Below are 13,218 nucleotides of genomic sequence, written 5' to 3'. Positions count from 1 at the left end.
GGATTACCTTAGTTTCTTACAAGAATCAGCTTGAAGTATGGATTGGTGAAGGGTTATAAATGGCTCAAATGAGTGTGGAACAATTTGCAAATGAATTAGGTTTGTTGCCGGCGGTACTGCTCGAGCAACTAAAAGCCGCGGGCGTCAAAAAGATGCTGGTGGAAGACAATCTAACCGAACAAGACAAAGCACAACTGCTCGATTATCTCAGAAAAACCCATGGAACCGCCGATACAAAAAGCAAAGTTACATTGACCCGCCGACAAACTTCTGAAATCCGGAAATCCGATAGTACGGGCCGGGCGCGGACTATCCAAGTGGAAGTCAGAAAAAGAAGAGTCCTGTCAAAACCGGTGATCCCCGGAGAAACCGGGGTCGCACCAACCAAAGCCCCCACCGCTGAAGTGACGAGCCAACCTGTCATTGATGAAGAACAATTGGCTTTGCGAAATGAAGAAGCAAGAAAACAAGCGGAATTAATTGCACGTCAAGCAGAAGAAATCCGACAGAAGAAAGCTCGCAAGAAAATAGATGAAATTGACAAATCACAATCCATCGCCACTGAGTCCGGAATTTCCGCCGAGCAATCGCTTCCTACAACCCAATCATCGCCACCTGCAGCATCTAGAACCGATTCTGAACCATCGCCGGTTATTGGAAATAAGACCGAACCGGAATCACCGAGTGCCGATCCGCATGCCAATTCTACCGAAGGAACGTTGCATAAACCTGCAGTCAAACCAGAGGAAAAAACCGATAAGAAAAAGAAACAATTAAAACAACAAGTCATATGGAAAGATGAAAGTACCAAGAAACGTGCTGTAAAAACCCGGGGCGATATTTCAAACAACCAAGGCTGGCGTACACGCAGAGATAAGCACAGCAAGCCCCACCACATCGAAGAACAGAATATTCATGGTTTTTCTGCACCCACAGAACCCATTGTGCGCGAGATACTCGTTCCGGAAACCATATCCGTAGGAGCCTTGGCTCAAAAAATGTCAGTAAAAGCTGCGGATGTAATTAAAGTGCTGATGAAAATGGGTAGCATGGTCACGATCAATCAGATGCTGGATCAGGATACCGCCATGATTGTGGTTGAGGAAATGGGACATATTGCAAAATATGCTGAAATGAACAATCCCGAGAATTTTCTTACCGATCAGGAATCGTCGATTCCTCCGGCTGAAATGATTCCCAGGGCTCCAGTGGTTACGGTGATGGGGCACGTTGATCATGGTAAAACCTCTTTGCTTGATTATATTCGCCGCACCCGGGTGGCAGGTGGCGAGGCGGGCGGTATTACGCAACATATCGGCGCTTATCACGTCGAAACAGACCATGGCATGGTTACATTTCTCGATACCCCCGGTCACGAAGCATTTACCGCCATGCGTGCGCGTGGAACAAAAATTACCGATATTGTCATTCTTGTCGTAGCAGCCGATGATGGTGTGATGCCTCAAACTATCGAAGCGATTCATCATGCAAAAGCTGCAAAAATTCCTATCATTGTGGCAGTTAACAAAATTGATAAACCGGAAGCCAATATCGAAAGAATCCGGCACGAATTGGTCGCTCATGAAGTTGTTCCTGAAGATTGGGGAGGCGATACCATATTTGTGGAAGTATCTGCTAAAACCGGACAAGGGATCGATACGCTGCTGGAAAGCATTTTATTGCAAGCGGAAATACTTGAACTCAAAGCGCCTATCAACGCCCCTGCGAAAGGCGTCGTTATCGAATCACGTTTGGATAAAGGCCGCGGTCCGGTAGCAACCATATTAGTACAATCGGGCACATTAAACCGCGGTGACGTGCTGCTGGCTGGCGCCGTTTATGGCAAGGTGCGCGCCATGAACGATGAAAATGGCAAAGCGATCAAGCACGCAGGAACATCGATCCCTGTTGAAATACAGGGCCTATCCGAAGTTCCTGAAGCCGGTGAAACTGTGCTAGTGCTGGATGATGAACGAAAAGCCCGGGAAATTGCATTATTCCGGCAAGGCAAATACCGCGATGTAAAATTAGCAAAACAACAAGCAGCCAAACTGGAAAACGTTTTCGATCAGCAAGAAGACGTCAAGGTTTTGTCACTCATTATCAAAGCGGATGTTCAGGGTTCGTGCGAAGCATTGGCTTATGCCTTGCAGAAAATCTCAACCGACGAAGTAAAAGTCAATATCATTCATAGTGGTGTCGGAGCCATCATTGAGTCGGATGTCAACCTGTCCCTGGCGTCAAAAGCCGTTATTATTGGCTTTAATGTCCGCGCAGACGCCGGTGCCCGTAAATTGATCGCTTCCACCGGTGTCGATGTCCGTTATTACAACATCATCTATGAAGCCGCTGATGAAATTAAAGCCGCCCTTTCCGGAATGATGTCGCCCGACAGAAAAGAAAACATTATTGGTCTGGTCGATATCCGCGAAATTTATCGCATCCCGAAAATTGGAGTGGTTGCTGGATGTTATGTTCTGGATGGCATAGTCAAGAGAAACTCACTCGTCCGGGTTCTGCGCGATGGTTTAGTGATCCATAGCTGCGAACTGGATTCGTTAAAGCGTTTCAAAGATGATGCAAAAGAAGTTAGAGAAGGCTTTGAGTGTGGATTGTCGCTCAAGAACTTCAATGAAATCCAAGTGGGCGATCAGCTGGAAATTTACGAAATTGTGGAAACAGCGCGATCTTTATAATACAACCCGACCTTTCACAAGTTTCCATGCCAAAAGAATATTCCCGCACGCTCCGAGTCGCCGATCAGATACAGCGGGAATTAGCGGATTTACTGCAAAATGAGATCAAAGATCCGCGCGTAAAACAAATCACGATTACTGCCGTTGAAGTAACGCGCGATTACAGTCACGCTAAAATCTTTTATACCACGCTTGGCGATCCTGTAGAAAATGACTTGGTAGAAAAAGGTTTGGAACATGCGAAAGGTTTTTTGCGCACGCATTTATCCCATCGAATGAGTTTAAGAGTCATCCCGCAATTGCATTTTGTCTACGATGAATCAGTTGAACGCGGCATTCGTCTATCAAAATTAATAGATGAAGCAATCGCGCAAGATAAAGCCACGCATCAGTCGGATTAACAAAAAACCATTTTCTGCAGAGCCATCACTTAACTTGTCTAAGCCGGAAAAGCGTAAAATCAGCGGCATATTGCTATTGGATAAACCGCAAGGCATTTCATCCAATAAAGCATTACAAATCGTTAAAAGAATTTTCTCAGCCGAAAAATGCGGCCATACCGGCACATTGGATCCAATGGCGACCGGATTACTTCCAATCTGCTTTGGTGAAGCCACCAAGTTTTCGTCACAATTGCTGGGCGCGGATAAAACTTATGAAGCCATTCTGAAATTAGGTTTTCATAGCACCACTGGCGATGCAGAGGGTGAAATCTCACGAGTGGCTGCAGTTGTAAAATATCCGACCGCATCAACATGCGAACAAGTACTCGAACAATTTATCGGCACCATCAAGCAAACACCACCGATGTACAGCGCGCTAAAACATCGCGGAAAACCACTGTATCACTATGCAAGAAATGGCGACGTCATTGAGCGACAGGCTCGGGAAATTAAGATCTACGCCATCCGTATTCTTTCACTGCAAGATGATGAGCTGCATCTCAGCATTCGTTGCGGAACCGGAACTTATATCCGAGTATTAGCACAAGACATTGGTCAAGCGCTTGGCTGCGAAAGCGCGTACTTAACCGGATTACGCCGTACCGCTATTGACCTTTTTGAAATCAATCAATCCATCGCACTCGCAGCACTTGAGCAGATCGATAGCGCTCAGCGACACCAATGTTTATTACCGGTCGACAGCTTATTGAAAAATTTTACACCGGTTACATTGGATGCACTTGCAACAAGATACATCGTGCAAGGCCGCACTATTCCCTATTTATCCAACTCTTGCGAAAAAACTACCACTGCAAAAACAGTGCGGCTTTATGACGAGCACCAACAGTTTATAGGACTTGGCGAAGTCTCTTCCGGGCAGCAAATCACCGCGAAGCGATTGTTATCAAATACCTGCTTAGCGCACACGCTGACAACGGATCACACGTCTTCCAATGAGTGATGACCCAGATCGTCTTGGTTAAAATGCTAAGCTGACGTATTGAATTATAGGTGAGCAGCCCCGGCTTCCACACTGGCGGAGCATGAATAAGTTGTCAATAATAGGCGCCCGCTTCAATATTCCGAATTATCAGGTCAACGCAACAGCAAATAAATCGTGCGTGTCGGAATCCGTGATCTCCACTTCGATGAAATCTCCCGGTTGAACTTGTCCGGCATTGTCCACGTATACCAGCCCATCGATTTCCGGCGCATCGGCACTACTGCGCGCAACTATCTGATGTTCGGTCAATTGATCCACCATCACTGTCATCTTTTGCCCGACTTTCTCGGCTAATCGCTGACGGCTGATATCTTGCTGCAACTGCATGAAATGCGCCCTGCGTTGCTCCTTGACGTCTTCCGGAACCTGTCCTGGCAGTTGATTGGCTGCGGCACCTGCAACCGGCGAATATGCAAAACAGCCGACGCGATCCAACCGCGCTTCCTGTAAAAAACACAAAAGTTCTTCGAACTCCTCCTCGGTTTCACCAGGAAAACCCACGATAAACGTGCTGCGCAACGTGATGTCAGGGCATATTTGCCGCCATTGTTTGATTCTTGCCAAATTGTTCTCGGCATTGGCAGGTCGCTTCATCGCTTTTAAAATTCTCGAGCTAGCGTGTTGAAACGGTACATCCAGATACGGCAAAATTTTACCTTCCGCCATCAGCGGTATGACCTCATCGACATGGGGATAAGGGTACACATAATGCAACCGTACCCATACACCCAATGACCCCAATGCTTGAGCAAGCTCGGTCAAACGGGTTTTAATCGGCCGCCCCTGCCAGAAACCGGTCCGGTATTTTACATCCACGCCGTACGCGCTGGTATCCTGAGAAATAATCAATAACTCTCTCACACCGGCATCGACTAAATGCTCCGCTTCTTGCATAACCTGATGAATCGGTCGGCTAACCAAATCGCCACGCATCGACGGAATGATGCAAAACGTGCAGCGATGATTACAACCCTCGGAGATTTTGACATAGGCATAGTGTTTGGGTGTTAACCGGATCCCTTGCGGCGGTATCAAGCTGGAGAAAGGATCATGCGGTTGCGGTAAATGCGCATGAATCGCCGACATCACTTCCGGCAATGCATGCGGTCCGGTTACCGCTAAAACCTGCGGATGCGCTTTTTTGACCACTTCGCCATCCTCTTTCGCGCCCAAACAACCCGTTACGATAACGCGACCATTCTCGGCCAGAGCTTCTCCGATGGCATCCAGCGATTCTTCAACAGCGCTATCGATAAACCCGCAGGTATTGACCACTACCAGATCGGCGTCATCGTAAGATGGCGAGATTTCGTACCCTTCGGCACGCAACTGCGTCAGTATTTGCTCGGAATCGACCAGTGCTTTCGGGCAACCTAATGAAATAAAACCAACTTTATTTGGAATTTGTTTGGATGAAGACATAATTGCAGATTCGGAAAAGAATAATTTACCGCCGGTGAGAAACAAACGTACGATTTTAGCCGATAATCGACCGCAACTTTACTCGATAAAGCCCCGCCCAATTTGGGGTTGTATTAAGTTTATCGGCATGGCTATTCTTGAAACGCCAATCGCATGACAGCCAAAAGCCTGGGGAAAAATAGCAAAAATGAAAGAAAAGCTTTGCAATCGATCAAGCCTGAAATTTAATTAATCCGGTCCGCTAAAACGCGCGGCATCGATAATCGACCAAAGATGAAAAATTCCGGCAATCACTGCCGGAACAATCAGCACCCAGAAAAAATAACCTAACCCCGTGATTACAAAAAATAACAAGGCTGGCAGCAAACGCCCCTGCACTAACTGACCAAGCCCTGGAATGAAGAAACTACAAACCGCTGCCAGTACATTACCCCCGGATCCCTGCCCTATCACACTCATCCCCTTATACTATTTTTTCGTAAGTTTATCATGTGTACGATCAACAGCCATATCTGACTTCGAAGCATCATATTCAATGCCCATTAAATTTCCCGCCATTCTTTTTTCACGCACTTCATTCAAATTGGTCAATTGATTGATGCGTTGCGATGTATCGTAAATAGTCGCATCAAGCTTGCGAAGCGATTCATTGTTCAAAGTTTTATTGCAATCGATCTCAATCTTTACAATCAGGAGGTTATTCAGAAAATTGCCGATGATATCCTGAACGGTATGCATCGTAGCTTTTAATACTTTTAACTTCTCTTCCTGAATTTCAACTGTTTTTTTCGTTTGCAAATTCTTCAACCGTTCTTGATGCAATTGATGAATGCTATCACGATGCATCAGGGTCAAAATTGCAGTAACCCAAATTGCCAGCACGCTTAAGAAACGATTGATATAAATAACATGCACGTTCACCTCGCCCCGAGGCGAACCCAAATAACCGATCCACACCAATACCGTACAAACCAGGGCGGCCACTATGGTGAAGTGATTATTGGATGATTTCAATGAAATCAGTATGACGACAATATACAAAATCCCAATCGCGATGCCGAGCGGTATTTTTAAGTCTATCAGCAATATTAATAATGCACATAAACCACACGCCACATATGTGCTATAAGCGGAAGCACCTCTAACTGGCTTGAAAACCTGGTCGGCATGCATGGTAATATTCGTAAAAAATAGACTTAATGAAGTAAGAATATTCTCATATATAATCTCACAAGATAAATCAATAAATATCAAAGGTTTTCTATCGTATTTTCATTGTTTCGTCATCGACATCAATTTTTCAGCCTCTTTCAGCAGGAAATCCTTAAAAGCATTGGCAATGCTGGATAAGCGTTTATTCTTCCGATTCACGACATGCCAATAACGCACGATAGGAAGACCTTGCACATCAAGTATCTTTAAACGCTTGGTTTCAAGTTCCAGTTCAACGGTATGCCGCGACATAATTCCCAACCCCATCCCGGCTTGCACAGCGTGTTTAATAGCTTCCGTGGTATCGGTTTCCATTCCCTTATTGATTTTAATCTTGTGCGCGGAAAAAAAACGCTCCATCGCGCTCCGTGTCCCGGATCCTGATTCCCGGACGAGGAAAGTTTCATTGGCTAGCCGCTTGACTGGAATATCATGCTCCTGACACAATGGGTGGCTCGGCGGCGCGACCACCACTAACGGATTTTCCATGAAGGATTCGCTCTCGATATCGAGATTCTCAGGCGGTTGCCCCATGATCGCAAGGTCAATCAGATTGTCCGCCAGTTGTTTTAATACCGTTTCCCGGTTAGACACGTTCAAGCTAACCGTCACTCCGGGATAACGTTGACAAAACTTCGCCAGCAAATGCGGCGCGAAATAATTGGCCGTAGTTACCACGGCGATATTCAACTTACCGCGCTCCATTCCTTTTAATTCATCCAGCGCCACTTCCATATCGGACAATTGCTGCGCAATGGCGCGACTATATTGATAGAGCTCATGTCCGGCATTCGTCAAATAAATTCGTTTACCAAGTTGCTCGAATAGCGGTAAACTAATGTTGTCTTCCAATTGCTTTATTTGCATGGAAACAGCCGGTTGAGTCAAATGTAATTCTTCTGCGGCTCGCGAATAACTCAAATGCCGAGCCACAGACTCGAAAACTTTGAGTTGCCGTAACGTTACGTGAAACATGATTTAGTCCATCAATTTTTATAAGTAATACCTTATCATAAATATTAGAATTATTGATTTGTTCTTATAATCTTATCGCGCTATAGTTGCAACCTAACAATTTGAGCTATTTCAAGTAGTCGTGTAGTCGTAAAAAGCAAGCTTAAGCAGTCACTTAGGCAGTTATTTTGTAACGTAGTACCTGCTCATGTTCAAGGTTTTTTGAATATGAAAAGGGATTTAACTGGAGAAACTATTATGGCCGTAAAAATATATAACGCTGGTGTAAAAGAATATCGCCAAACTTACTGGACCCCCGATTACACACCACTGGATACAGACATTCTGGCATGTTTTAAAATCACACCACAACCTGGCGTACCTCGTGAAGAAGTAGCAGCGGCAGTGGCTGCAGAATCTTCTACAGGCACTTGGACGACTGTGTGGACCGATTTGTTGACCGATTTGGATTACTACAAAGGACGTGCATACAAGATTGAAGACGTTCCTGGAGATGATTCCTGTTTCTATGCTTTCGTAGCGTACCCTATCGATCTGTTCGAAGAAGGATCCGTGGTTAATGTACTGACCTCGCTGGTTGGTAACGTATTTGGATTTAAAGCGTTGCGCGCGTTGCGTTTGGAAGACGTTCGCTTTCCAATCGCCTACGTCAAAACATGCGGTGGACCTCCAGCCGGTATTCAAGTGGAACGCGATCGTTTGAACAAATATGGCCGCGCGCTATTAGGTTGCACCATTAAACCAAAACTGGGTCTTTCCGCTAAAAATTATGGCCGTGCCGTGTATGAATGCTTGCGTGGCGGTTTGGATTTGACCAAGGACGATGAGAACGTTAACAGCCAACCTTTCATGCGCTGGCGCGATCGTTTCGAATTCGTGATGGAAGCCGTGCATAAGGCAGAACGCGAAACCGGCGAACGCAAAGGTCACTATCTGAACGTTACCGCACCGACCCCGGAAGAAATGTACAAACGTGCTGAATTTGCTAAAGAATTAAATGCGCCGATTATTATGCACGATTACTTAACAGGCGGTTTAACAGCCAACACAGGCTTAGCTAACTGGTGCCGCAACAACGGAATGCTGTTGCACATCCATCGTGCAATGCATGCGGTGCTCGACCGTAACCCGCACCATGGTATCCATTTCCGCGTTTTAACCAAAGTGCTGCGTTTGTCAGGCGGCGATCACCTGCATTCCGGTACCGTGGTCGGTAAATTGGAAGGCGATCGCGCAGCAACCCTCGGTTGGATCGATACCATGCGCGATGAATTCATTAAAGAAGATCGCAGCCGTGGCCTGTTCTTCGATCAAGATTGGGGTTCTATGCCGGGTGTATTCCCAGTTGCTTCGGGTGGTATTCACGTATGGCATATGCCAGCGCTGGTTTCAATCTTTGGTGACGATGCCTGCTTGCAATTTGGCGGCGGTACGTTAGGTCACCCTTGGGGTAATGCTGCTGGCGCCGCTGCTAACCGCGTTGCGCTGGAAGCTTGCGTAGAAGCGCGTAACCAAGGTGTTGAAATCGAGAAAGAAGGTAAAGCGATTCTGACGAAAGCGGCTAAAAGCAGCCCTGAACTGAAAATCGCCATGGAAACATGGAAAGAGATTAAGTTCGAGTTCGATACCGTTGATAAACTCGATATAGCGCACAAATAAGCAATATATAACCAAAGAAGAAAAGCAAATAGTTATATTTCTTTTCTTCTTCATCTCCCTGAAAATGAGGAATATAAATAATGAGTGAAGTAATAGATTACAAATCGCGTGTCAGTGACCCGGCAAGCCGTAAGTTTGAAACATTCTCCTACCTGCCTGCAATGGCCGACAAGGATATCAAGAAACAAGTACAGTATTTGATCAGCAAAGGTTGGAATCCTGCTATCGAACATACAGAACCGGAGTATGTAATGGACTCTTACTGGTATATGTGGAAACTGCCTATGTTTGGTGAAACTGATGTAGATCGCGTGCTGGCGGAAGCTGCTGCGTGCCATAAAGCCAATCCGAACAACCATGTCCGTTTAATTGGCTACAACAATTTTAACCAATCCCAAGGCACGGCCATGGTGATTTACCGCGGCAAGACGGTTTAAGTAATAACGGGGTTCGAACCCGCAAGACCCCCTTCTCCCTTAAACAGGGCAGGGGGTTTTTTTTCACCGGAATTTGGATTGCAGTTACTCGAGGGCATCTCGATAAAGACTGTTTCTATAGGAGTCTGTCATGAGCACTATTATTGATCAATATCGCATCAAAAAAGAACCTTATTACCATCCCGTCGCGGATGAAGTGAAACTCTATGAAGCCGCCTATTCGGTGCGCATGCCGATGATGCTGAAAGGCCCGACCGGCTGCGGCAAAACGCGCTTTGTCGAATATATGGCATGGAAACTGAAAAAACCGCTGATCACCGTTGCCTGTAATGAAGACATGACTGCATCCGATCTAGTCGGACGTTTTCTATTGGATGCCAACGGTACACGCTGGCAAGATGGCCCGCTCGCGGTTGCCGCGCGTTACGGCGCCATCTGCTATCTCGACGAAGTCGTGGAAGCACGCCAGGACACCACCGTGGTGATTCATCCGTTGACCGATAATCGCCGCGTGTTGCCACTCGAGAAAAAAGGCGAATTGATCCAAGCGCACGCGGATTTTCAGATCGTGATTTCGTACAATCCCGGCTATCAAAGCTTGATGAAGGACTTGAAACAATCGACCAAACAACGTTTCGGCGCACTCGACTTTAACTATCCGAGTCATGATATCGAAAGCGAAATCGTTTCACACGAATCCGGTGTGGCCGTCGATGTCGCCGAAAAACTGGTATCGATCGCGGAACGCGCGCGTAACCTCAAGGGGCATGGACTGGATGAAGGCATTTCCACGCGGATGCTGATTTACGCAGGCAGCTTGATTGCCAAGAAAGTCGATGCGCATGCGGCCTGCCGCGTTGCATTGGTGCGGCCGATCACCGATGATCCGGATATGCGCGATGCGCTGGATGCGGCTGTCAGCACATTCTTTAATTAAAAGCTTCTATCAGCGAATATTGTTGATTTGTTCTGAAACATAAATAGGTGCTGCCATGAGTATCAATCTGGACGATTACAAAGAATTACTCGAGGATCTGGAACCGGAATCGATCGAGCTACTCCATCATGCTTGGCCCGAAGCGGTTAAAACTTTTTCGGCGCGCGGGCTGGATAATTATCTGAAAGGCGCATCGGCGATCCGTGGATTAGGGCGCGGGCGCAGCCTGGTGGATTGCTGGATCGATGAAATCCCATTAGTCACTAAAGAAATTGGTGAAGATATTATCAGTGATCTGGCGACCACCGTACTCTCGCTCGCTTCAAGAACTTCGGGCGCTGTGATCGAATTGGTATTAGCAACTTCCCACACCGCCGCCAAGCGTCTAGGCGATGCGCAGTTGTTTCAAAACTACCTGCAATTCCTTAATACTCTGATCGCCCAAGCGCCACGCGGCATGCGCCCTATGCTCAACAAGCTGGATATCCTATTCGGGCAACTGACCCTCGGCGGCCTGCGCCGCTGGGCAATGTGGGGCGCGCACGCGCATCGCACCGATTACGAAGAGCAAATTCGTTATTTCGGGTTGGAATCAAAGGAATCGCTCGCAGTATTACAAAAAGAGCGGAAGGGTACGCTGTTTGTCGATGTGCAACGCCGCATCAATATGTATCTACGCGCGTTATGGGCCCGCGATTTCTTTATGAAACCGACTTCCGGCGATTTTGAAACGCGTGAAGGTTACAAGCCGTTCATCGAAAATTACTTTATTCACTTACCCGATGCTTACGACAGCTTCGGCGACGTTTCCGCAACCGAAGTCTATCGCGCCGCCGCCGCGCATGCTGCCGCGCATCTGGTGGAAACCAAAGAACCCATTTCCGCGGAAAGCTTGAACCCGCTGCAAATGGCGGTGATCTCCGTCATCGAAGACGCACGCATCGAGGAATTATCGATCCGCCGTTTCCCGGGATTGCGCAAAACTTGGTCCGTGCTGCACGACGCAAACCCGGACATGAACACGACCATGGGCGACTATCTGAATCGCTTGGCGCGCGCCCTGCTCGACCCGGATTACAAAGACAAGGATCCGTGGATCGTGGAAGGCCGCAGACTGTTCAAAGCCGCACACGATCAGCTCGATCACTACAAAACCTCGTGGGACATCGGCGTACAACTCGCTCACAGTTTCATGAGCAAGAAAATTCCATACAACCCGCGTACCGACGTGCTCACCGCACCGTACCGCGACGATAATCGTTATTTCTGGGAATTCGAGGAATTCGACTTCAACAAATCGCTATCCGCCGGTTACGATGCCCCCAAACAAATACGCAAATATGTCAACGTGATGGAATTCGCCAACGAACTCGACGTCGAAACCGCCGGTGATGACGCCGAGGAAATCTGGGTCATGGGCACCGAATTTTTCCCGTACGAAGATATGGGCGTATCGTACAACGATATGGAAGGCAAGGAGCCGGTATCGGCCCCCTATCACTACTCCGAATGGGATTACCAAATCCAATTGGAGCGCCCTGATTGGGCGACGGTACAGGAAAAACGCGCCAAAATGGGCGACATGCAATGCATTGACGACATCGCCAACCAATACAAACGTGAAATCGCGCGCATGAAATTTTTGCTCGATGCGATGCAGCCACAAGGCACGCGCCGCATCCGCAAACTCGAGGACGGCGACGAAATCGACATCAATGCTGCGATCCGTTCGATGATCGATATCCGCATGGGCATGCAACCCGACCCGCGCATCATGATGCGTTCGGTGCGTAAAATACGCGACATTTCGGTGCTGGTGCTGCTCGACCTGTCGGAATCGACTAACGATAAGGTCGCCGGTCATGACTACTCGGTGCTCGACCTGACACGCCAGGCGACGGTATTGCTCGCCAATGCCATCAACAAAATCGGCGATCCGTTCGCGATCCATGGCTTCTGCTCCGACGGGCGACACGACGTCGAATACTTCCGCTTCAAGGACTTCGATCAGCCCTACGACGAAATCCCCAAAGCCAAACTCGCCGGCATGACCGGGCAACTGTCGACCCGCATGGGCGCCGCAATGCGCCATGCGACGCATTACCTGAAACTGCAAAAATCGGCGAAAAAACTGCTGCTGGTCATCACCGACGGCGAACCGGCGGATGTCGACGTGCGCGACCCGCAATACCTGCGCCACGACACCAAGAAAGCCGTCGAAGAAGCCGGCCGTTCGGGTATCCTCACCTACTGCATGAGCCTCGACCCACGCGCCGATCAATACGTCTCGCGCATTTTCGGCGAACGCAATTATTTAGTGGTGGATCACGTAGAACGGCTGCCTGAAAAATTACCGGTGTTGTATGCGGGGTTGACGAGGTAAGGATTACCCATATCTATGTTATTTTTCAGATCTACTTTTAATACATTGATG

At 47.7% G+C, this 13,218-nt stretch carries 11 protein-coding genes; 7 read left to right on the top strand and 4 right to left on the bottom strand.

Annotation, left to right across the window (positions count from 1 at the left end; translation table 11 throughout):
* Positions 1-59 precede the first annotated feature (59 nt).
* The 3 genes from infB to truB are packed head-to-tail and all read left to right on the top strand — an operon-like array spanning position 60 to position 4,100.
* Positions 60-2,696, top strand: a complete 2,637-nt coding sequence (gene infB, locus KF839_RS02555; RefSeq protein WP_292916253.1) for a translation initiation factor IF-2 — start codon at positions 60-62, stop codon at positions 2,694-2,696.
* A gap of 26 nt (positions 2,697-2,722) precedes the next feature.
* The gene (gene rbfA / locus KF839_RS02550; RefSeq protein ID WP_292916252.1) at positions 2,723-3,097 is read left to right on the top strand and encodes a 30S ribosome-binding factor RbfA; all 375 of its coding nucleotides are present in this window, start codon (positions 2,723-2,725) and stop codon (positions 3,095-3,097) included.
* The gene (truB, locus tag KF839_RS02545; RefSeq protein ID WP_292916251.1) at positions 3,054-4,100 is read left to right on the top strand and encodes a tRNA pseudouridine(55) synthase TruB; all 1,047 of its coding nucleotides are present in this window, start codon (positions 3,054-3,056) and stop codon (positions 4,098-4,100) included. The genes rbfA and truB overlap by 44 nt, the downstream gene beginning before the upstream one ends.
* Before the next feature lie 129 nt (positions 4,101-4,229).
* Here the strand turns inward: truB and rimO are convergent, their stop codons facing one another.
* The 4 genes from rimO to KF839_RS02525 form a co-directional block, all read right to left on the bottom strand.
* Complete coding sequence (rimO, locus tag KF839_RS02540; protein ID WP_292916250.1) at positions 4,230-5,564, bottom strand: 30S ribosomal protein S12 methylthiotransferase RimO; 1,335 nt, start codon at positions 5,562-5,564, stop codon at positions 4,230-4,232.
* Between the two features lie 228 nt (positions 5,565-5,792).
* Positions 5,793-6,017 carry a hypothetical protein gene (locus tag KF839_RS02535; protein WP_292916249.1) on the bottom strand — a complete coding sequence of 75 codons (225 nt, stop codon included), beginning with the start codon at positions 6,015-6,017 and terminating at the stop codon, positions 5,793-5,795.
* Positions 6,018-6,032: 15 nt separating this feature from the next.
* Entirely contained in the window at positions 6,033-6,737 is a 705-nt protein-coding gene (locus KF839_RS02530; protein ID WP_292916248.1) for a hypothetical protein, read from the bottom strand.
* Between the two features lie 99 nt (positions 6,738-6,836).
* Positions 6,837-7,751, bottom strand: a complete 915-nt coding sequence (locus KF839_RS02525) for a LysR family transcriptional regulator (RefSeq protein WP_292916247.1) — start codon at positions 7,749-7,751, stop codon at positions 6,837-6,839.
* A 237-nt stretch (positions 7,752-7,988) separates the two neighbouring features.
* Here KF839_RS02525 and KF839_RS02520 point away from each other — a divergent pair, with 237 nt between their 5' ends.
* The 4 genes from KF839_RS02520 to KF839_RS02505 all read left to right on the top strand — a co-directional run bounded on the left by KF839_RS02520 (position 7,989) and on the right by KF839_RS02505 (position 13,167).
* Positions 7,989-9,410, top strand: coding sequence for a form I ribulose bisphosphate carboxylase large subunit (locus KF839_RS02520; RefSeq protein ID WP_292916246.1), 1,422 nt, complete (start codon positions 7,989-7,991; stop codon positions 9,408-9,410).
* A gap of 80 nt (positions 9,411-9,490) precedes the next feature.
* Complete coding sequence (locus tag KF839_RS02515) at positions 9,491-9,847, top strand: ribulose bisphosphate carboxylase small subunit (protein ID WP_292916245.1); 357 nt, start codon at positions 9,491-9,493, stop codon at positions 9,845-9,847.
* Between the two features lie 130 nt (positions 9,848-9,977).
* On the top strand, positions 9,978-10,784 hold the full coding sequence (locus KF839_RS02510; RefSeq protein WP_292916244.1) for a CbbQ/NirQ/NorQ/GpvN family protein: 807 nt from the start codon (positions 9,978-9,980) through the stop codon (positions 10,782-10,784).
* 55 nt (positions 10,785-10,839) lie between these two features.
* A complete protein-coding gene (locus KF839_RS02505) occupies positions 10,840-13,167 on the top strand; it encodes a nitric oxide reductase activation protein NorD (protein ID WP_292916243.1) in 2,328 nt (775 codons plus the stop codon).
* The last annotated feature ends 51 nt before the right edge of the window (positions 13,168-13,218 follow it).

The organism is Nitrosomonas sp. (assembly GCF_019635155.1).
Classification (GTDB): Bacteria; Pseudomonadota; Gammaproteobacteria; order Burkholderiales; family Nitrosomonadaceae; genus Nitrosomonas.
This window is presented reverse-complemented; position numbering and strand designations above follow the sequence as displayed.

What these genes read in the sequence shown, in the direction of transcription:
- KF839_RS02520 (WP_292916246.1), top strand. Translation starts at nt 7,989, where the DNA reads ATGGCCGTAAAAATATATAACGCTGGTGTAAAAGAATATCGCCAAACT.
- KF839_RS02510 (WP_292916244.1), top strand. Translation starts at nt 9,978, where the DNA reads ATGAGCACTATTATTGATCAATATCGCATCAAAAAAGAACCTTATTAC.
- rbfA (WP_292916252.1), top strand. Translation starts at nt 2,723, where the DNA reads ATGCCAAAAGAATATTCCCGCACGCTCCGAGTCGCCGATCAGATACAG.
- KF839_RS02525 (WP_292916247.1), bottom strand. Translation starts at nt 7,751, where the DNA reads ATGTTTCACGTAACGTTACGGCAACTCAAAGTTTTCGAGTCTGTGGCT.
- rimO (WP_292916250.1), bottom strand. Translation starts at nt 5,564, where the DNA reads ATGTCTTCATCCAAACAAATTCCAAATAAAGTTGGTTTTATTTCATTA.
- KF839_RS02515 (WP_292916245.1), top strand. Translation starts at nt 9,491, where the DNA reads ATGAGTGAAGTAATAGATTACAAATCGCGTGTCAGTGACCCGGCAAGC.
- KF839_RS02530 (WP_292916248.1), bottom strand. Translation starts at nt 6,737, where the DNA reads ATGCATGCCGACCAGGTTTTCAAGCCAGTTAGAGGTGCTTCCGCTTAT.
- infB (WP_292916253.1), top strand. Translation starts at nt 60, where the DNA reads ATGGCTCAAATGAGTGTGGAACAATTTGCAAATGAATTAGGTTTGTTG.
- truB (WP_292916251.1), top strand. Translation starts at nt 3,054, where the DNA reads ATGAAGCAATCGCGCAAGATAAAGCCACGCATCAGTCGGATTAACAAA.
- KF839_RS02505 (WP_292916243.1), top strand. Translation starts at nt 10,840, where the DNA reads ATGAGTATCAATCTGGACGATTACAAAGAATTACTCGAGGATCTGGAA.